This window comes from Salibacter halophilus, assembly GCF_008806325.1.
GTDB lineage: Bacteria > Bacteroidota > Bacteroidia > Flavobacteriales_G > Salibacteraceae > Salibacter > Salibacter halophilus.
In genome coordinates this window covers 277,302-298,027 of sequence record NZ_WACR01000005.1, presented here as the reverse complement: position 1 = coordinate 298,027, position 20,726 = coordinate 277,302, and the positions used below count along the sequence as shown (strand labels likewise).

Genomic DNA, 20,726 nt, shown 5'->3' with positions numbered 1-20,726 from the left:
AAAAACGGTACGACAAAAACTAGAAAAGTAATTATCCATCAATAAACATAACCATTAATTTAATTCAGAACACATGATAGCTAAAACCATTTTCAGCTGCTTTTTATCAATATTGCTAACCCTATCGCTAACAGCACAATTGGATTCCATGATATTGCTCTCCAATAATATGCAGCCCGGTCAAATATATCCTCAAAAAAATGGGGAAGTGATCGTTCATCAGGGAACAACTATTTACTTTTACGATAATGATTTGAATCAGAAGTTCACTATTAATGCAAGCAATAACACTCTTCCTGTTTTCAATAACTTCTTTATCGGTTCTGATGATTACATTTATGCATATTCAAATGGTGTAAATTCAGGTGATAATGCGGGAGTTGCAAGATGGGACATACAAGGAAACCTCAGTTGGGTAAATGACACCTTACCTAAAAGGAGTTCAAATCTGAATACAGATGGAAGCTCAGGTTACTCAAATTTAATGCAATTTGGAGAAGAGGTTTTCGTCTTTGAGATGTTTGGCGAAGGTGATTCAGCAAGATATGGAGTCAGTCATTTAGACGCATCAACAGGTAAGGTAGAATCATTTGAAATTTTAGATATACCTTATTCTTATTTCCATTACGGTTTTGGCTTACAAAATAGAGCCTGGTATTTCTCATGTGCTCCCGGACCAAACGGGACCTCTGAAGGAATGTTGGAATATCGTTTTGATGATACTTATGACTACAATGTAGTGAATAATAGTGCAGGAATGATATTTGGCTCAACACAGGATGAGCTATTGTCAATTCAATTTCAGGAAGAAACAATTGATGGTGAATCGAAGTATTCAACAAACTTCAATAAAGTCAATTTTGATGGCACTTTCATACTCTCAGAACCAATAGTAAGTGATTGGAAAAATCAATATGATACAACTTCAACTTATGCTTCTAATGTTGTATTTTCTCAAACCTATGGTGTCATAGTTGCGGGAACTCGCAAATATCATAATGGAAACTGGTCTGATGCAGAGTATTTTGTTGCTCAAATCAATCCTGATGATGGCCAAACTGTTTGGGATACAGTATTTGATCAATCAAGTGTTGGTGACTTCTTTTTGTCAGTTCACTCTGATAATGATAGGGTTTATTTGATGTCGAATTACACTGATTTCTACGAACTAAAATTCAAAGAACTCAATTTCAATACTGTCCTTTCTGATGATAAAATTGAAGAAGAAAAAACAGAACTTAAAATCTATCCAAATCCAACCAGTAGCAGGTTTAGAATCGAGTCGTCACAGGAAATAGAGAGTATTTCAGTTTATGATCTTTCAGGTAGGTTAGTAATTGATGAAATGGTCAGATCCAGATCATACAACTCAAACCTTACAAACCCCGGAATGTATTTGGTAAAGATCATTACTGATGATGGCAACACTACGGTAAAGCGACTTATCATCCGTTAGTTTACCATCACTTTAACGTTATTTACGATCTCCCTATTCGGTGCAACGCGTGAGAATGTTATTTTCGCATTTGAAAATAGTCGATTATGGCGAACGCGCGAAAATTCTTCACTCCCGATCAACAAAAAATAGTCACTGATGCTATTGCTCATGCCGAGAAACAGACATCAGGAGAGATTATGGTGCACATTGATGATAAGTGCAAAGAAGATGTGCTCGATAGAGCAGCATATGTCTTTGAGCTTTTAAAAATGCACAAAACAGAACTGAGAAATGGTGTCCTTTTTTACGTGGCTTTTGAAGATCGAAAGTTTGCGATAATAGGTGATGCCGGAATCAACTCAAAGGTTGAAGAAGGTTTTTGGGATTCTACACGTGACATCGTAATCGATCATTTCAAGAAAGGTGAATACGCTGAGGGTTTAGCAGCCGGAGTAAAAAAAGCCGGTTCTGAACTGCAAAAGTATTTCCCTTACCAAAAAGATGATGTCAATGAATTATCAAACGAAATGTCTTTCGGATCTGACCATGACAAAAAGAATGATGAATAGATTTTTATTAATCCTGTTTTCAGTATTCCTGAGTTTTGGGGCTACAGCTCAGGATATTCCACCTAAACCAAACCCTCCAAAACTCGTTAACGATTTCGCAAATGTTCTCGATGATTCTTTTGAATCGAGATTAGAGCAGGAACTCGTAAAGCTCGATGACAGTACAACGGTTCAAATTACAGTTGTTACGGTTAATTCGTTGAATGGCTACGATCCATCTATGTTTGCCTTTGAGTTGGGAGAGAAGTGGGGCGTAGGATCAAAGAAGTTCAACAACGGGGTTGTTGTATTAATCAAGCCAAAACGAGGAAGAGGAGATAAAGGGCACGCATTTATTGCTCCCGGTTACGGATTGGAAGGCGCTATTCCTGATGCTATTGCCAAGCAGATTGTCGAAAATGAAATGATTCCGCAGTTCAAAAGCGGGAATTATGAAAAAGGGATTGCTCAGGGAGCCGGTGTTTTGATCAATCTTGCCAAAGGTGAGTACAGCCCAGATCAATACGCAAAACAAGCAGGAAAGAAAAAGCGCAAGAGTTTAATTCTGCCCGGAATCTTTTTACTTCTCTTTTTCATCATATTCATAGCCGGATGGTTCAACAGAGCACGCCATTACTCGATGGGGCACGATGTGTCTTTTTGGTCGGCATTGATGTTGATGAGCATGACAAACTCAGCTCACCGCGGAAGCTGGAATAACTTCCACAGCGGAGGTGGCTCCTTTGGCGGAGGAGGCGGCTTCGGTGGTTTTGGTGGCGGTTCCTTTGGCGGTGGTGGTGCCGGAGGCAGTTGGTAATTAATGAAAAACTATGTCTAAATACGCAAAATGGATTGGCGGAGGATTAGGCTGGGCTGTTGGCGGACCAATTGGCGCGATAGCCGGCTTTGTACTTGGATCTTTGTTCGATAACGCGAGCGAAGTGGACATGTACAATGGCAAAGCGAATCATGATCCTTTTCAACGTCAGCGTTCACAAACCCGCTCCGGAGACTTTACAATCAGCTTACTCATACTTTCAGCGGCTATCATGAAAGCCGATGGTCGCGTAATGAAATCAGAACTGAATTACGTAAAATCTTTTTTGGTAAAACAGTTTGGAGAGCACAAGGCACGTGAATTGGTCAGAACCTTAAGGGAAATCCTCGATCATGACGTTTCTGTGCGTCAGGTCTCTCTTCAAATCAGGCAAAACATGTCGCACAGCATGCGACTACAGTTATTGCATTACCTCTTTGGTATTGCTCATGCTGATGGAAAAGTAGAGCAGGTTGAATTTAAGCTCCTCAGAACCATCAGTCACTATTTGGGGATTTCAGACAAAGATTTCTATTCTATCTCTGCCATGTTTGGCGGGGCAAAATCCTCAATCGAGGATGCTTACAAAATTTTAGAAGTCGATAAGAATGCATCAGATAGTGAAATTAAAAAGGCGTATAGGAAAATGGCCGTAAAGTATCACCCCGATAAAGTCAATTCACTGGGAAAAGATTTTCAACAAGCAGCAAAGGAAAAATTCCAAAAGGTGCAGGAAGCCTACGAACAGATCAAAAAGGAACGCGACATGCGTTAGGCATTCTGTAAAACGTGGCTTACATTCGCATATTCACAAATCAAAAATAAATCAACATGAAATTGAAGTTACTTTTTAGTTCAGCACTTTCACTCGCATTGATAGGCACATCTTGCCAACAGGGCGGAGGCTCATCTTTTGACGGAAAATTGAAAAGTGCCAATGATAGTGTTAGCTATGCACTTGGAGTAAACGTAGCATCCAGCATGGAACAACAAGGTCTTGATGAAATTAATGGCGAAGCACTTTCTGCAGCTATTAAAGCAATCAACTCTGGCGATTCTACCAAGATTCTTATGAACAACGGTGAAGCAATGCAGTTCCTACAAACTTATTTTGCTGAAATGCAAGAAAAGAAACGCAAAGAGGAAGGTTCTGCTAATAAGACAAAAGGACAAAAATTCCTTGAAGAAAATAAAGGAAAAGAAGGTGTTGAAGTTACTGAAAGCGGACTTCAGTACAAGGTTATCGAAATGGGTGATGGTAAAAAACCAGGCATGAACGACATGGTTCGCGTACATTATAAAGGAACACTCATCGATGGATCTACTTTTGACAGTAGCTACAAAAGAGGTGAGCCGGCTCAATTCCCGGTTAATGGTGTTATTGCCGGTTGGACAGAAGCTCTTCAATTGATGCCAGTAGGTTCTAAATGGGAGCTTTATATCCCTTACAACCTCGCGTACGGTGAAAAAGGAGCAGGACAACAAATCCCTCCATACTCAACATTAATTTTCGAAGTTGAACTACTCGAAATTGTTGATAAAGCTCAAGCTCAGCAGGGTCAGCCTCAACGATAATCTTTAAGAGATATATGGTCAAAAAAGAAATTATCATAGCAGGATTGGCAGTGTTATTTGCATTGCCAACTCAAGCTCAACTTTTCAACTGGGGAAAGAAGAAAGACAAAGAGAAGGAAAAACTCGAGCTCAAAACTGACATCGATACTGCGAGTTACAGTCTTGGACTCAATATCGCTGAAAACCTCAAAAATCAGGGGTTTGATACAATCAACGCTGAGGCGATGATTCAGGCGTTTAATGATATTCAAAAAGGAGACTCAACTCGTATTTCAGTTGAAGAAGCGAATGCTTTCCTCCAAACTTATTTTGCTAATCTACAAGCTAAGCGCAGCAAAGCTAAAATAGAAGAAGGTAAAAAGTTCCTCGCTAAAAACGCAAAGCGTGAAGAGGTTACCGTTACTGAATCAGGATTGCAATATGAGGTTGTTACCATGGGAGATGGTGAAAAGCCGGGTCCTGAGGATGTAGTGAAAGTTCATTACGAAGGAAAACTATTGGACGGAACTATTTTTGACAGTTCAATCAAGCGAGGCAAGCCGGCTGAGTTTGGCTTGAATCAGGTTATTACTGGTTGGACAGAAGGTCTCCAGCTAATGCCTGTTGGTTCAAAATTTAAATTCTATATCCCTTCAGATTTAGCGTATGGACCGCGTGGCTCACAAGGCGCGATCGGACCAAATGAAACGCTTATTTTTGAAGTTGAGCTTATTGAGATCAAGTAATTAGTACTTGTTTCAGATATTAAAAAAGTCCTGGCGATAACGCCAGGACTTTTTTGTTTTAAAACTTTTCTACATTTCTCCATTTGAAGCGCCTAATCCTAAAAAGGCAAGCGAGCCAAATGTTATGAACCCAATAATATTGAGTACAATAGCAATAGCTAGCCAAATAAGAGCAGCTTTTGCCCAATTGGCCTTGCTTGGATTTGTGTTTCCACCAAATCCCCAAACGAAGAGCATGATGATGTTGATGATTGGAATTGCAGCGATCAAAATCGTAATAACCCAATCTTTTGTCGATACGTGATTTGTGTTTTCCATAGTGAATTGGTTTTAAACTTTTGATAAAGTTAGTAAAAGTATCTGAAATACAATATCAACCAGATTTGATAAAGATTGCTACTCTGCTATGTTACCATTCTGTAACATTTTTGTGCTTTAGTGCGCTTACCTCTTGAACATCACTTACTTTTGCCGACTTAAATTTTATAGTTCTTTCATGACAGCAATTAAAAACATCGCAATTATTGCGCACGTTGACCACGGTAAAACAACTCTGGTCGATAAAATTCTCCATCATTGTCAGCTCTTTAGAGACAATGAAGAATCGGGTGAGTTGATTCTCGATAACAATGATCTCGAAAGAGAAAGAGGAATTACCATCGTTTCCAAAAACGTATCAGTTCAATACAAAGACACAAAAGTTAACATCATCGATACTCCCGGTCACGCGGATTTTGGTGGTGAAGTTGAGCGTGTTCTCAACATGGCTGATGGCGTTTTGCTTTTAGTCGATGCTTTTGAAGGCCCAATGCCGCAAACACGTTACGTGCTTTCTAAGGCTATTGAACTCGGTAAAAAACCGATTGTTGTCATCAACAAGGTCGATAAAGAAAACTGCCAGCCTGATGTTGTTCAGGACAAGGTTTTCGATCTAATGTTCAATCTCGGAGCATCTGAGGATCAACTCGATTTTCCAACAATCTACGGTTCTGCAAAGCAGGGCTGGATGAGCGAAGACTACAACAAACCAACTGAAGATGTTGGTGCGCTCATGGATGCTGTTCTCGAGCACGTTCCCAGTCCAAAAGTTGAAGAAGGACCTCTACAGTTACAAATTACATCTATTGATTATAGTTCTTTTATCGGTCGGATCGCGATTGGCCGTGTCAACAGAGGCGAAGTTCGTGAAAACATGAATGTCGTGTTGTTGAAGCGTGATGGCTCTTCTGTGAAATCAAAAGTGAAGGAATTATTCACTTTTGAAGGACTCGGTAAAAAGAAAGCTGAAAGCGCTGAAGCAGGAGACATTGTTGCACTTGCCGGTGTCGATGGATTTGAAATTGGCGATACCATTGCCGATCCCGAAACTCCTGAGGCGATGAAGACAATTCCGATTGACGAGCCTACAATGAGTATGACGTTTACTGTCAACAACTCTCCATTCTTTGGAAAAGAAGGTGAGTTTGTTACATCTCGTCACCTCCGCGATCGTCTTTTCAAGGAAACAGAAAAAAACCTCGCTCTTCGCGTTGAGGAAACAGATTCTCCAGATTCTTACCTCGTTTATGGTCGCGGTGTAATGCACCTTTCGGTTCTGATCGAAACTATGAGAAGAGAAGGTTATGAACTACAGGTTGGTCAGCCACAGGTTATTATCAAAGAGGTTGACGGTAAAAAGATGGAGCCGGTAGAAACGCTTTACATCGATACTCCTGAAGAGAGTAGCGGAAAAATCATTGAATTAGTAACCCAGCGCAAAGGTGAAATGCTTGTTATGGAACCGCGCGGTGACGTGATGCACCTCGAATTTGAGATTCCGTCACGCGGTATCATGGGCTTGCGTACTCAAATACTCAACGTATCTGCCGGTGAAGCGATTATGGCACACCGTTTCCACGAATACCAGGGCTGGAAAGGTGATATTCCAAAACGTATGGCGGGTGTTCTTATCGCTCACGATACGGGAACTGCTATCGCTTATGCATTGAACAACCTTCAGGACCGCGGTAAGTTTTTCGTTGGACCTGGCGATGAGGTTTACGAAGGAATGATCGTTGGTGAAAATACGCGTGAAAATGATCTTACATTGAACGTGATCAAAACGAAAAAGCTGACGAACATGCGTTCATCAGGTGCTGATGACAAAACCAAAATTGCTCCTAAGATTGAGCTTTCTCTCGAGGAAAACCTCGAATACATCGATGGTGACGAATACGTAGAAGTTACACCAAAGAGTATTCGACTCAGAAAGATTCATTTGAAAGAGCACGAGCGTAAGAAATACGCTAAGAAATAAACTCATAAAAAAATCCCGATTCAGCTCAATCGGGATTTTTTTGGTTTAAACTTTTTTCTCTCTATTTATCTCCGCTCAATAATACGGGTAAACTGTTTTCAGAATTACCGATTACGACAACCTTGGAGTTTTCAGAGTTTGCTAATCGCTCAGTTGCTTCAATAGCTTTATCGCGAAGGACTTTATCAGTCAATGAAGCGTTGAGGATTTCGTTGGCCTTTGCTTTACCATTCGCTTCAATCTCACGTCTTTCAGCTTCTTTTTGAGCCTTTTGCTTAGAGTATTCTTTTTGCTGAATCTCCTGTTGCTCAGTGAGCTTTCTTTCAATCGCAGCTTTGATTTGTGAAGGAAGTTTGATGGATCTGATCAAGAGTGCATCCAGGTCAATGTGATTGGCATTTAATGCACTATCAGTTCGCGTGTAAATTTGTTTCTGAATCTCTCTGCGATCACTTGAGTAGAGCTCTTCAGGCTTGTAATTACCAATAACTTCGCGAGTAGCACTTCGCACTTCCGGAACAACAATTTTTTCGAGATAATCGGCACCTACATCATTGTAAAGGTAACCGATCATTTCAACCTCAGGTCGGTAACGGATTGAAACATCAATGCTGATATCGAGACCGTTTGAGGAAAGCACCTCCATAGATTGTTCGTTTTCTTTTTTACGAACCTCAAAAACGATGATTGAATTCCATGGAGCTTTTACATGAAGTCCCTGATTGTAAACATATTCTTTGTCGAGTCCGTCCTGTAACGGTTTGTACATCACACCTCGCTCACCGGGTCCAATTGTAAAAAACAAAGAACTCGAGAAAGCGATAATCAAAATAACGGCCACACCAACGATGACCAGTAAACGAATGAGTTTGGGATTTTTATCCATATGATTTATTTTTCTATACTTATGTTACAAACTTAGGCAACCTTTCGTTCATGAGCCTTATTTTTTAGTTTCGGTCAGAACCGAAAAGAAATACTAAATCCATGTTAACGACTCAATAGATAAAGTGGGTTTGTGAGATTACACTAATTTAGCAAAAAAGAATACGGATAACACACCATGGGATTACTCCTCTTTTATCTTTTCCTCGCACTTGTTGTTTCATTTTACTGTTCCATACTGGAAGCAGTATTGTTGAGTATCACACCAAGTTTTATAGAGTCTAAAATGAATAAGAAGGTGAAATGGGCAGAGAAGCTCCTTCACTTCAAGACTGATGTAGACGAACCGCTATCTGCAATATTGTCGTTGAACACGATTTCTCACACAGTTGGTGCGGCCGGAGTCGGTGCACAGGCATCAATTGTTTTTGAAGATATTTCGGTTGGTATTGTATCAGGTGTTCTTACTCTGTTAATACTGATCGTTTCAGAGCTCATACCCAAAACAATTGGTGCCAGCTACTGGAAGCAACTCGCTCATTTTACAACTGTTTCATTGAATATACTAACCAAAGTACTTTATCCTTTTGTGGTGCTTTCGAGGTTGATAACAGGTGTATTTAAGAGCGATAAAGAATCGAAAGTTGAGCGCAGTGAAGTAGCAGCTTTGGCTGAGCTCGGTAGGAGAGAGGGCGTTTTTTCTATGGAAGAGTCCATGATCCTGAAAAACCTCGTAAATCTCCGTTCTATCAAAGTGAAAGATGTCATGACTCCCCGGACGGTCATGGTTGCGGCTTCACAGGAATCTACAATTGGGGATTTCATCCATGAGGATCGGTTCAAGCACTTTTCCAGGATTCCTATTTACGAATCGAATAAGGATAACATCACGGGCTTTGTCCACAAGCACGATGTAATGGTTTGCTATGCGCAAAATGAAAATGATAAGAAGCTGAAAGAGATCAAGCGTGATGTTTCCATGATATCAGAGGATGAAAGCTTATTCAGCACGTATAAGTTTTTCACAAAAAACCAGGAACAAATTGCAATTGCTACTGAAGAGTTTGGTGGAACAGCCGGACTCGTTACAATGGAAGATGTACTGGAAACACTACTCGGATTTGAAATTATTGATGAATTTGATCAATTAGAGGATTTGCGCCAGTATGCTCGTGAAAGATGGAAGAAACGCGCTGAGGTTCGCGGACTCAACATCTCAGAGATTGAAGATGACGATACTGAAGCTATCGATTAGGTTTTGGCGAGAAAGAAATAATACAGATATGAAAAAGATACTTTTTGTTGTGTTGTGTGTTGGCATGTCGACTATGACAAGTGCTCAGATACTGAACGATTTAAAGAAATCTGCTGAGAAAGCTGTGAATGGTGACGAGCAAGTTACGAAGTCGGATCTGACCAAAGAGGAAGTAACAAAAGGGTTGAAAGAAGCACTTGGCAAAGGAGCTGAGTTTGCAGTAAGAAGTGCTTCACGAAAAGGAGGTTTTAATCAGAACCCATTGATCAGAATTCCATTCCCTGAAGAAGCGAAAGCCGCGAAAGATGTAGCCCTCAAAGCCGGACTTGATGATCAGGTTGAAAAGTTTGAAACAACCATGAACAGAGCTGCTGAAAAAGCATCAGCTGAGGCAGTCGACATTTTGAAGGAAGCAGTTGTGAACATGACGGTAGAAGATGCATTTGCTATTTTAAATGGCACTGATACTGCGGCTACTCATTACCTCAGAACTCAAACGATGAGCCAGCTTACCGAGCGTTTTAAACCGATTGTTTCAAAATCAATTGACGAAGTGAATTTGACGAAATACTGGGAACCGATTATTTCCACTTACAATAAAAATCCGTTCAAGAAGGAAAAGGTAAACCCAGATCTCGATGCTTATGTTACACAAAAGGCGCTCGATGGATTGTTTACTATGATCAAGAAAGAAGAAAAGAATATTCGAATCAATCCTAAAGCGAGAGCGACTGAGATACTTCAAAAAGTGTTTGGTTCATAAAATTGAATGTGTAATGGCCGGTAATACATTTGGTAAATTGTTTAAGCTCACCACATTTGGTGAGTCACATGGTGAGGCGATTGGCGGAATAATTGACGGTTGTCCGGCCGGGGTTGAACTCGATTTTGAAGCAATTCAAACGGAGCTCGACAGGAGAAAGCCAGGCCAAAGTAAAATCACAACTCAGCGAAAAGAAAGCGATACAGTTCAGTTTCTATCAGGCATATTTGAAGGTAAAACAACTGGTACTCCCATCGGGTTTATAATTCCCAACAGCGATGCACGAAGCAAGGATTACGATCATCTGAAGGATGTTTATCGTCCTTCACATGCCGATTACACTTACGACAAAAAATACGGGCATCGCGATTATCGCGGTGGCGGACGCAGCTCTGCCCGAGAAACAGCTACTCGCGTTCTCGCAGGAGCTATAGCTCAGCAAGTTCTCGCTTCTCAAAAAATTTCGATCAATGCCTACGTTTCGCAAGTCGGCTCTGACCGATGCGAAAAACATTATTCGAAACTCGATTTCGATAATACCTTTTCCAATATCGTTCGCTGCCCCGATGATGAAACAGCAACCCGTTTTATTGAGCAAATTGAGCAAATTAGGAATGAGGGAGACACAGTGGGTGGTGTAGTGACTTGCGTGATTGAAAATACTCCGGTTGGACTGGGAGATCCGGTTTTTGATAAACTCCATGCTGATCTCGGTAAAGCAATGCTCTCGATCAATGCGGTGAAGGGATTTGAGTACGGATCGGGATTTGAAGCGGTGACAATGCGCGGATCTCAAAACAACGATATTTTTGAGAATAACGAAGGTGAAATAAAAACCAAAAGCAACAACAGTGGCGGCATACAGGGCGGAATATCAAACGGTGAAGATATCTACTTCAATGTTGCTTTTAAACCGGTGGCCACGCTCATGAGCAATCAGCAGAGTGTTGACAAAAAAGGCGCCAGTGCTGAGGTTGAAGGTAAAGGTCGCCACGATCCTTGTGTCGTTCCGCGTGCGGTTCCAATTGTGCGCGCAATGGCTGCAATTGTTATCTTAGATGCGTTTTTAATGACTAAAACGACTGAAGTTTGAAAAGACTACTCCTTTATATCGCAATAATGTTGGCTTTTTTATCACGTTCAGAGCCAGTTACAGCGCAGTCTGATACGTTTTTCAAAACATACGGTACCGGCTCGTTTGATGAGGGTAACGATCTGATTCAAACCCAAAACGGAGATTTTGTAATCGTAGGCGCAACCGGTGTAAAAGGAGATGAATCATTTGGTGATATCTATGTCATCAGAACCGATACCGGGGGAAATGTCATTTGGACATCAGTCATTGGAACCGGAGAAAACGACAAAGCCCATGCCGTAACAGAAGCTCCCAATGGTGATCTTTTGATAGCCGGAGTTTCTTATGGCTTCATTGGCGGATATGACGGAATGGTAGCCCGGATTGATTCTCAGGGAAATTTACTTTGGATTCGTGTGTATGGTGGATCTGAATGGGATTTTTGTTATGACATAGGGAATGCGTTTAATAGCAATGGATTTATAGTTGCCGGATCTCGTGGAAATGAAACCACCGGCTTTAGTGACGGTTGGATTTTCAGGATTGACGATAACGGAGATATTCAGGAAAACCAGGTTATTGGAGGACCGGATAACGATGGCTTTAACGGTATGGATATTTTGCAGGGCTACTATGTTTTCGCAGGTTTTTCAGAACCGGAACCCAACAATCCTGATTACTGGGTGCACTTCACCAATTTTGAGTTGAGCGAAATTTACAGTGAAACCTGGGGATCAGACAGTGCTGAAAGATTCAATGACGTAGCAATAACCGGATCACTTACGAATAGAAATGTGACCGCTGTAGGCTCGTATCAAAGCGACCAAAAGCTCAACCCTGTTTCGTTTAATCTAGATCAAACCGGGGTGAGGGTTTGGAGTGATACAGTTTTTGGAGCAGACGAGGATGAATGGTTGGGGGTAAAAGATGGGATTGGTCCTGATATATTCATGTATGGATACTCTTATTCGAGTATCGGAGCTGGTAAAGAAGATATTTTATTAATGGTAAGGGATGATTTCAATAACATATCTGAACTAGAAACAACAGGAGGTGACAATTTAGATATAGCCAGGGGTGGTGTAGTTGTTGATTCTAATTTAGTTTTAGCGGGTGTTACAAAAAGTTTTAATGCAGAAGTAGAAGATGTTTTTCTCTTGAATTTAGACAGAAACTTCACTCAACTAACATTAACTGATGATTATAGAGATACAACTTATAATTATGTTACTGGTGTCGATGAACAGGATTTAAAGTATAATAAAAATCATATTAAAGTTTATCCTAACCCACTTTCAAATGGGCAGCTATCGATTGATATAGGTGATCAATATAAACAGTCAGTTAGTTTTAGAATCCTTTCTATTAATGGAGACGAAGTCCTAAATGGAGAATTGTCAAGTGGTTTAAATCAATTTGTTGTATCAGAGCTTAACCCTGGAGTTTACATGATATTGATAGAATCAGATAGGATGAATACTAAAAAAACCACAATCAAGAAACTAGTGATTAATTGATGGTTAAAAAATCTATACATTTCTATCTTGGCTTAATAATCCTACTCGCTTTAATGGTATTCAGCTTTCTTTTTGATAAAGAGCGAGTCAATTTTTTAGATACTTCATTTTTAATATTTCAAATTCTACAGGATGGAGCTAACTTTTTTGATCTGAGATTTGTTTCTTATTTTAATTTTATTCCAAGCCTTATCGGTGGACTTTTGGAGTTAGATTTAAAACTCATTCTTTTAGGTCAATCGATTTGGTTTGCTGGTTTTCATCTTGTGATATTTTTACTGATAAGTCTTGGATTGAAAAAGCCAATAATAGCTTTTGCTCAATCATTCGCCTTAGTTATATCTACCACAGTATCATTTTACTATCCTGTTTCTGAGGTCTTTCCAATGGTTTCACTGTTGTTCCTGTTCATTGCTCTAGTTGAATCCTCTGGAGTTGTGAAGTATCATATTTTTTGGATTATTTTCATTTCTACACTGATTGGAACATCTCATCCCATTTTCATTTTATTTTTTCCAGTAGTATTGGGTGCTATGCTTATTAAAAAAGCTTCGCGACAACGTGTCTTGCAGGTAGTTTTAGGATTGATTATATCAATTGGAGCATATTATATGCTTGGTGTGAATAGCTATGATGAATCTCGGGTTGACAAGTTATTTGGAAAATTAAATGTAACAGGATCTGAGTTCATCGACTCTTATCCAGTATATTACTTCTGGCACCATGTCTATGACTTTACTAATAATTACATGCCTGTATTAGTCTTATTTATCCTGTTAACAGTTGTATTAGCTTTTCAAAAAAAGTTTATTTCATCAATTTATTTCTTCGTTGCCGGTATTGTGGTGTTTGTGATTACCTGTTTTTCAGAGTTTGAAGGGAATAGTGGAGTAGTAATGGATAAAGCCTTTATGACGCTTGGAATTATTCCAGCTTTGATGTTCATTCATGTTGAACAAAAGAGACTTTTTGTAATCAAGAATCCTAAGCTGATAGTGACTATTATGATATTTCTTTTTGCCGGCTGGAAGGTCAGAGATATTTCGATGGCTTCTAAATATGTAGTAAAACGGTACTATGGAATAAAGAATCAGCTTTTAAAAAAACAATCAACTCCTCACCAAAAATTTGTAGCTACTGCAGAGGATTTGAAGCAAATTCCTCACCTGGGTGTTACCTGGAATCTGGGAGTTGAATCACTTTTTATTACAACAATGGAAAAAGAATTCGATGGTAATATTACACTTATCAAACAGGAGGATTACTTTGATAAACAGCTCATTGGAAAAGACAGTGTTTTTATCGGGCCGCCTTTTTGGGGAGAAATAGAAGATAATAAACTCAATCCAACTTACTTTGAGTTAGAAGGTGTCTATCAAAAATTTTAATTTGCAACCGCTAAAGAAAATCGACTGCAATGCTAAAGACTTTTAAATCATTACCACTTCATATCAAAATCATTATCGGGTTGGCACTCGGTACTATTTGGGCATTTGTTTCAAGCTATGCCGGATTGAGTGAATTTACGATGAACTGGATTGCTCCGTGGGGTGATATATTCATCAATCTCCTCAAACTCATTGCAGTTCCGCTTGTACTTTTTTCAATAATTCAGGGAATTACAGGACTGAGTGACACAACAAGCCTCGGCCGGATGGGGCTCAAAACAATCGGGTTGTACTTATTGACTACTATGTCGGCAATTGCAGTTGGGTTGATCATTGTCAATACGGTTAAGCCGGGTACTTTTTTAGATGAGGAGCAGCGAATTGTCAATCGGTTGAGCTATGAGATGTGGGCTGTCGATAATGATGTTGCGATTAAAGATGGAAAATCATTTCTTACAAACCCGGAGTACGAAGAATACGCTGATGCTGCACGCTCTAAGAATCAGGATGATACTAAAAATAGTGATTTAGATATTTCTAATAAATTAGAGACAGCCAAGGAGACTCAGGGACAAGGACCACTTCAGTTTGTGGTGGATATGGTTCCGAGTAATATTTTTCTCTCTTTCAATAACAGCCTGATGTTGCAGGTGATTTTCTTCGCCATATTTTTCGGGCTTACAGTGGTTTCGCTTCCCCGTGAAAAAGTAGAAACGGTTATCAATTTTGTTGATGGTTCCAGCGAAGTTTTTATCAAAATGGTTGACATCGTGATGAAGGGAGCTCCGTTTTTTGTTTTTGCTCTGCTAGCCGGTAAACTGTCAGAACTCGCGGGAAATAATCCCTCAAGGGTGCTTGAAATATTTAAGTCCCTCGGTTGGTACAGCTTGGCAGTAGTAGGTGGATTAGCCTTTATGGCATTTGTACTGTATCCTTTTATCATGATCGTGCTCGTAAAAAAACTCAGTTATAAAACATTCTTCAGAGCCATAAGTCCGGCTCAGTTTCTCGCATTTTCGAGTTCGTCATCAGCCGCAACTTTACCGGTAACGATGGAATGTGTTCACGAAAATTTAAAAGTGAGAGAAGAGGTGAGTAGCTTTGTGCTTCCAATTGGTGCAACTGTCAACATGGATGGTACGAGTCTTTACCAGGCTGTAGCCGTTATTTTCCTCGCTCAGTTTCACTTTGTGGATTTAGATTTTGTTCAACAACTCACGATAATCCTTACAGCAACTTTAGCTTCAATTGGATCGGCTGCTGTACCCAGTGCCGGCTTAATAATGCTTATTATTGTATTAGAATCGGTAGGGTTAAATCCTGCGTGGATTGCTATTATTTTCCCTGTCGATCGTATTTTAGATATGTGCAGAACCGTTGTCAACGTTACAGGTGATGCAACTGTAACGAGCATCGTTGCTGCATCTGAAGAAAAACTTGACTATAACGAATCAACTAATAGTACACCGTCATGAAAAAAAATCTGAAAATATTAGGGATCATCATTGCATTGCTAATCGTACTCGTATTGGCTCTTCCTTTCCTTTTTAAGGGAAAGATTTTTGATATGGTTCAGGAAGAGGCTAACAAAAATCTCAATGCTGAGGTGAAAATTGAATCGTTGGATCTGAGCATAATTGAGAACTTTCCAAATTTCTCACTCACTATTTCAAATACATCAGTTAAAGGTGTTGAGGAGTTTGAAGGTGTAACGCTGGCTGATGTAGGCGAAGTTTACGCGTCAGTTGATGTGATGAGCGTGATTAGCGGTGACCAATTAAAGATAAACTCTTTTGGAATAGAAAATGCAGATTTCCACGTTATCGTGACGAAAGATGGAAAAGCAAACTGGGATGTGATGAAAACATCTGACACCGCTACGGAAACTGAAGAGCCGGCTGATTCAGGCTCTGACCAACAGACAGGAACTGAAGAAAGCGGAACGTTTAACATTAATGTGAATGAGTATTATTTGCGCAATATCAATGTCATTTACGATGATCGCGAAGGTGATATGTATGCGAAAATTGATAGTTTGACTCACGAGGGAAAAGGTGATTTTGATCTGGAACAATTCCTCTTTGAAACAAAGACGACTATTAAGTCTATCACGTATGCGATGGACGGAACGGAATATATGAAGGATGTAAGTGCTGAGGCTATTTTCAATTTTGAAATGGATATGCCGAACAGCAAATACACTTTCAAGGAAAACAGCGTTTCACTCAATGATTTGACACTCGGTTTTGATGGATGGGTTCAAATGCCTGAAGATGATATCGATATGGATTTATCATTTGAGTCGAAGGAGACGAGTTTTAAGAGTTTGCTATCACTTGTCCCCAATGCTTATACTGCCGATTTCAAGGATGTTGAAACAAGCGGAACTTTAAGTCTTGTGGGTAACGCAAAAGGGAGTTATTCTTCATCTGAGGAGTCGATGTCGTTACCGGGTTTTGACGCTGAGTTGATCGTGAATAACGCACGTTTCCAGTATCCTGATCTTCCAAAATCTGCCGAGAATATAGAAATTGATGTAAGAGCCTCAAATCCGGGTGGATCTGAAGATAACACCGTTGTAGACGTAAACCGTTTTCATGTTGAACTGGCTGAAAATCCAATCGATTTGAGCTTACACCTCAAAACACCAATCAGTGATCCTGACGTGAAAGGAGACTTTAAAGCACAAGTTGATATGGCATCAATCCAGGATGTGATTCCAACTGAGGAAGGCGAAAAATACACCGGAACCATTACGAGCGACATTCACTTTGACGGTAAAATGTCGGCTATTGAAGAGGAACGTTATGGCGATTTTAAAGCTGAAGGAAAGTTGATTGTTCTCGATTTCCTATACAGCAGTCCGGCATTTAGCTATCCTGTTAAGTTGCAAAAGATGTACATGGATTTTTCTCCTCAATATGTTGATCTCACCACATTTGAGGCGATGGCCGGTAAAACTGATATTTCAGCAAAAGGAAAAATCGATAACATGCTCGGTTACTACTTTAACGATGAGGTTTTGACCGGAAATTTCAACCTCTTTTCAAATTACATGAATATCACCGAACTCATGGATGAGGAAGAAGGATCTGAAAGTGAAGAAACTGAGGAAACGGAAGAATCACAGTCAGAACCAGCCGACACAGCGTCAATGGAAGTGATTCCGGTTCCAGGCAATATCGATTTCACGCTGGATGCCAAGATAAAGGAACTCATCTACGATAACATCAACATGAAAAATGTGAAAGGTGAAGTTGTTATCGCAAATGAAGCTATTGATATGACTGATTTGTACATGGAACTTCTCGATGGAAATATGACCATGTCAGGTTCTTATGCTACAACTAATCCTAAAAGTCCGGATATTGATTTTGCAATGGATATATCACGATTCGATTTAGAGAAGACTGCAGCTACATTCAACACGTTTGAGAAACTGGCTCCGATCATTGAGTCGGCTAAAGGAAAATTCTCGACTGAAATGACGATGAAAGGGAAGTTGTTAGAGAATATGGATGTGGACCTTAACAGTTTAAATGGTGGAGGTAAACTCAAAACACATAAAGTTACCATTGACAACAAAACACTTGAGAAACTCGACAAAGCATTGAAATCAGATAAATTTAATCCGCTTGAGGCTAGCGACCTCAACATCAGCTTTACGTTTAAAGATGGCAAAGTGACAACTGAGCCGTTTGAACTTGAAGCAGGAGGTATCAACAATACAATCTCAGGTTATACCACTTTTGAACAAAAAATGGATTACACAATTGACTCTGAAGTTCCTTCGTCAATACTCGGTGGAAAAGTGAATGAGCTTGCCGGAGATTTGATGGGGAAACTGAAAAACTCAGGCGTTGATTTAGGATCTGGCTTGCCTGAAACGATTGAAGTGAGTTTTAAAATTACCGGTGATGTGACTGATCCTGAAGTTAAGCCAAACTTCAAAGGAGGGAAAGGCGCAGCTTCATCAGTAAAAGAACAGGCTAAAGAGAAAATCAAAGAAGAGATCGAAAAGAAAAAAGAAGAAGTTAAAGAGGATGTGAAAGAACGCGCTAATGAAATCATGAAAGATGCGCGAGAAAAAGCTGATCAAATAAGAACTGAAGCTAAAAAGCAAGCTGACAAGGTTAGGGCAGAAGGTAAAAACGCTGCTCAGCGAATTAGAGAAGAAGCTGCTAAAAAAGCTCAAGATTTAATTGATGAAGCGAGTAACCCTCTTGCTAAAGCCGGAGCTAAGAAAGCTGCTGAAAAAATTAATGATGAAGCAGATAAAAAGGCAAAGAAGACAGAACAGGAAGCGAATAAACGTGCGCAACAAATAGAAGATGAGGCAGATAAACGCGCACAACAAGTTATTGATAAAGCTCAGCAACAAGTAGATGAATTGTAGTAGATTTTCTAAAATATGTTTGAATAAGAGTAGGGCTCTGGCCCTACTTTTTCTGTTTTATGGATTGGCGTCTTTTGCTCAGGAAACAGATTGTGGTACTGAGGACAGGAAAGCTGAAAAATATTACGAAAAAGGAACTGACCGTAAAAACAGTAAAGGTGAGCGCATAGAATACCTGATAAAAGCGTTAGAAAGAGATCCCGATTATCCTGAAGCTAATTTTGCGATGGCTTATATACGCATTCGCGATAATGTTAGGAGAGGGAAACCTTTTGATAAAGCAAAACCAAAATTGATCAAAGCTGTAGAGGGATGTCCTACAGTCCATGCAGCAGCATTTTTTTACCTCGCAGAGTTGGAAATGCTCGATGGAAATTACGGTGAGGCCTCAAGGCATTACAAGCAGTTTCTCGATTTCAACGAAGAGGGAGATGATAAATACGACATGCATCACGATGAGCAACTCGTCAAAGCTCGTGAGCAGTATCAGCTCGCTAGATTTTTCGAGAGCGAATACAACAACCCCAAGTCATTTGATCCTGAGGTTGTAAAACCAGTAAGTACAAATGAAAGTGATGAGTATTTGCCACTCATTAGTCCCGATAATGAATTGATGCTCTTCACGAGGAGAGACAAATTGAAACAAAACCCTCGTGGAACAGCAGTTAAATCAGCGCGTGTCGATTACATTGAGCGTTTCAGCTCAGCTAAATTGAAAAACAGCAAACTGCTCGATCAGGGGTCGCCATTGCCACCACCATTCAACGAAGAGAAAGAACAAAACTACGGTGGAGCAGCAGTGACAATCAATAACAAAGAGATTTTCATTACAATTTGTACACCAGGGCGAAACTACGTCAATTGCGATATTTACACTGCAGAAAAAGTTTATGGAGTCAATCCGCGAACGAAAGAAAAAGAATGGTACTGGGACGAGCTCAAACCACTCGATGAAACCGTGAATACACCAAAAGGGTGGGAGGCACAACCCACACTTTCCAGAGATGGTAAAACACTCATTTTTGCCAGTCTGCGTGAAGGTTCAAAAGGTATAGACCTCTATCAGAGTAAGCGTCAACCTGATGGCTCGTGGGGTCAGGCTATGAACCTCGGGTTGCCACTCAACACTGAGGCAAATGAGAAAACCCCATTTTTTCATGCAGATAGCCGAACACTCTACTTCTCCTCAACAGGTCATTTGAATTTTGGCGGATACGATGTATTCTACAGCAAGCTAAACGATGATGGCTCATGGTCAGAACCGATAAACCTCGGTTACCCGATCAATACAGAAAGTGACGAACACGGCTATGTGGTGAGCACAGATGGAAAACGTGTTTATTACGCAGCTAAAGAATTTGAAGGACAGGTTCAGGAAAAAGTCAACATCTACAGTTTTAAGCTCTACGAGGAAGCACGACCTGAGAAAGTTGTCGTGATGAAAGGTTCGGTAAGGAATAAAAACGGGAAAGTTCCTGAAAATGCTGAGGTTAACGTTCGTAATTCGGTTACAGAAGAAGTTGAAAAATTTGAGGTCGACTCGATCGATGGAAATTATACAGCAATCGTTACCATGGAGGAAGATGCCGATTATGTTTTCAATATTGAGGGAAAAGATGTGGCGTTCAACAACTACACCATAAGCGGTGATATCGATACAAGCTATATGGATGTTGACATGGAAGTTGATGAGGTTTCGCTCGATAAGCCCTACAGAATTGACAATATTACATTCAAGACAAATTCAGCATCGTTGTCTGGTAATTCAAAATCAACACTAGATGCCTTTGCTCATTATCTCGATCAAAATCCCACGATGAAAGTCTCAATTGAAGGTCATACCGATAATGTGGGTGATCCTGAGAGTAACCTCACTTTGTCAACAGAACGGGCTTTTACTGTGATGGAGTATCTTCAGAGCCAGGGGATTTCATCTGACAGACTTTCGTTTAAAGGATGGGGGGCTAAAAAGCCACTCGCTTCAAACTCCACAGAAAAAGGTAGAGCTAAAAACAGGCGAACAGAGTTTGTCATAAAATCGAAATAAA

17 protein-coding genes are annotated in these 20,726 nt (G+C 40.1%); 15 read left to right on the top strand and 2 right to left on the bottom strand.

Annotation, left to right across the window (positions count from 1 at the left end):
• Positions 1 to 148: 148 nt before the first annotated feature.
• The 6 genes from F3059_RS07580 to F3059_RS07555 all read left to right on the top strand — a co-directional run bounded on the left by F3059_RS07580 (position 149) and on the right by F3059_RS07555 (position 5,103).
• On the top strand, positions 149 to 1,456 hold the full coding sequence (locus F3059_RS07580) for a T9SS type A sorting domain-containing protein (protein ID WP_170265121.1): 1,308 nt from the start codon (positions 149 to 151) through the stop codon (positions 1,454 to 1,456).
• An 86-nt stretch (positions 1,457 to 1,542) separates the two neighbouring features.
• Entirely contained in the window at positions 1,543 to 2,007 is a 465-nt protein-coding gene (locus F3059_RS07575) for a TPM domain-containing protein (RefSeq protein WP_151167831.1), read from the top strand.
• Complete coding sequence (locus tag F3059_RS07570; protein WP_223274568.1) at positions 1,949 to 2,803, top strand: TPM domain-containing protein; 855 nt, start codon at positions 1,949 to 1,951, stop codon at positions 2,801 to 2,803. Before F3059_RS07575 ends, F3059_RS07570 begins: the two co-directional genes overlap by 59 nt.
• A 13-nt stretch (positions 2,804 to 2,816) precedes the next feature.
• On the top strand, positions 2,817 to 3,578 hold the full coding sequence (locus F3059_RS07565) for a TerB family tellurite resistance protein (RefSeq protein WP_151167827.1): 762 nt from the start codon (positions 2,817 to 2,819) through the stop codon (positions 3,576 to 3,578).
• 56 nt (positions 3,579 to 3,634) lie between these two features.
• Positions 3,635 to 4,378, top strand: a complete 744-nt coding sequence (locus F3059_RS07560) for an FKBP-type peptidyl-prolyl cis-trans isomerase (RefSeq protein WP_151167825.1) — start codon at positions 3,635 to 3,637, stop codon at positions 4,376 to 4,378.
• Between the two features lie 14 nt (positions 4,379 to 4,392).
• Positions 4,393 to 5,103 carry an FKBP-type peptidyl-prolyl cis-trans isomerase gene (locus F3059_RS07555; protein WP_151167823.1) on the top strand — a complete coding sequence of 237 codons (711 nt, stop codon included), beginning with the start codon at positions 4,393 to 4,395 and terminating at the stop codon, positions 5,101 to 5,103.
• Between the two features lie 69 nt (positions 5,104 to 5,172).
• Here F3059_RS07555 and F3059_RS07550 read toward each other — a convergent pair whose 3' ends face one another.
• A complete protein-coding gene (locus F3059_RS07550; RefSeq protein ID WP_151167821.1) occupies positions 5,173 to 5,421 on the bottom strand; it encodes a hypothetical protein in 249 nt (82 codons plus the stop codon).
• Positions 5,422 to 5,599: 178 nt separating this feature from the next.
• Between F3059_RS07550 and typA the strand changes: the two genes are divergently transcribed.
• Positions 5,600 to 7,399, top strand: coding sequence for a translational GTPase TypA (typA, locus tag F3059_RS07545; RefSeq protein WP_151167819.1), 1,800 nt, complete (start codon positions 5,600 to 5,602; stop codon positions 7,397 to 7,399).
• 61 nt (positions 7,400 to 7,460) lie between these two features.
• Here typA and F3059_RS07540 read toward each other — a convergent pair whose 3' ends face one another.
• Entirely contained in the window at positions 7,461 to 8,285 is an 825-nt protein-coding gene (locus F3059_RS07540) for a prohibitin family protein (protein WP_151167817.1), read from the bottom strand.
• Positions 8,286 to 8,462: 177 nt separating this feature from the next.
• Here F3059_RS07540 and F3059_RS07535 point away from each other — a divergent pair, with 177 nt between their 5' ends.
• From F3059_RS07535 to F3059_RS07500, 8 genes are read left to right on the top strand one after another with little or no spacing between them, the layout of a single operon-like run.
• Positions 8,463 to 9,539, top strand: a complete 1,077-nt coding sequence (locus tag F3059_RS07535) for a CNNM domain-containing protein (protein WP_151167815.1) — start codon at positions 8,463 to 8,465, stop codon at positions 9,537 to 9,539.
• A gap of 28 nt (positions 9,540 to 9,567) precedes the next feature.
• Positions 9,568 to 10,302, top strand: a complete 735-nt coding sequence (locus tag F3059_RS07530) for a DUF4197 domain-containing protein (RefSeq protein WP_170265119.1) — start codon at positions 9,568 to 9,570, stop codon at positions 10,300 to 10,302.
• A 13-nt stretch (positions 10,303 to 10,315) separates the two neighbouring features.
• Positions 10,316 to 11,395: a chorismate synthase gene (aroC, locus tag F3059_RS07525; protein ID WP_151167811.1), complete on the top strand. Its 1,080-nt coding sequence runs from the start codon at positions 10,316 to 10,318 to the stop codon at positions 11,393 to 11,395.
• Entirely contained in the window at positions 11,392 to 12,894 is a 1,503-nt protein-coding gene (locus tag F3059_RS07520) for a T9SS type A sorting domain-containing protein (RefSeq protein WP_151167808.1), read from the top strand. The genes aroC and F3059_RS07520 overlap by 4 nt, the downstream gene beginning before the upstream one ends.
• Positions 12,891 to 14,282 (top strand): hypothetical protein, encoded by a 1,392-nt coding sequence (locus F3059_RS07515; protein ID WP_151167806.1) that lies wholly within the window; start codon positions 12,891 to 12,893, stop codon positions 14,280 to 14,282. Before F3059_RS07520 ends, F3059_RS07515 begins: the two co-directional genes overlap by 4 nt.
• Before the next feature lie 29 nt (positions 14,283 to 14,311).
• Positions 14,312 to 15,757: a dicarboxylate/amino acid:cation symporter gene (locus tag F3059_RS07510; protein ID WP_151167804.1), complete on the top strand. Its 1,446-nt coding sequence runs from the start codon at positions 14,312 to 14,314 to the stop codon at positions 15,755 to 15,757.
• On the top strand, positions 15,754 to 18,678 hold the full coding sequence (locus F3059_RS07505; RefSeq protein ID WP_151167802.1) for an AsmA family protein: 2,925 nt from the start codon (positions 15,754 to 15,756) through the stop codon (positions 18,676 to 18,678). The genes F3059_RS07510 and F3059_RS07505 overlap by 4 nt, the downstream gene beginning before the upstream one ends.
• 19 nt (positions 18,679 to 18,697) lie before the next feature.
• Positions 18,698 to 20,725 (top strand): OmpA family protein, encoded by a 2,028-nt coding sequence (locus F3059_RS07500; protein WP_170265117.1) that lies wholly within the window; start codon positions 18,698 to 18,700, stop codon positions 20,723 to 20,725.
• Position 20,726 lies beyond the last annotated feature (1 nt).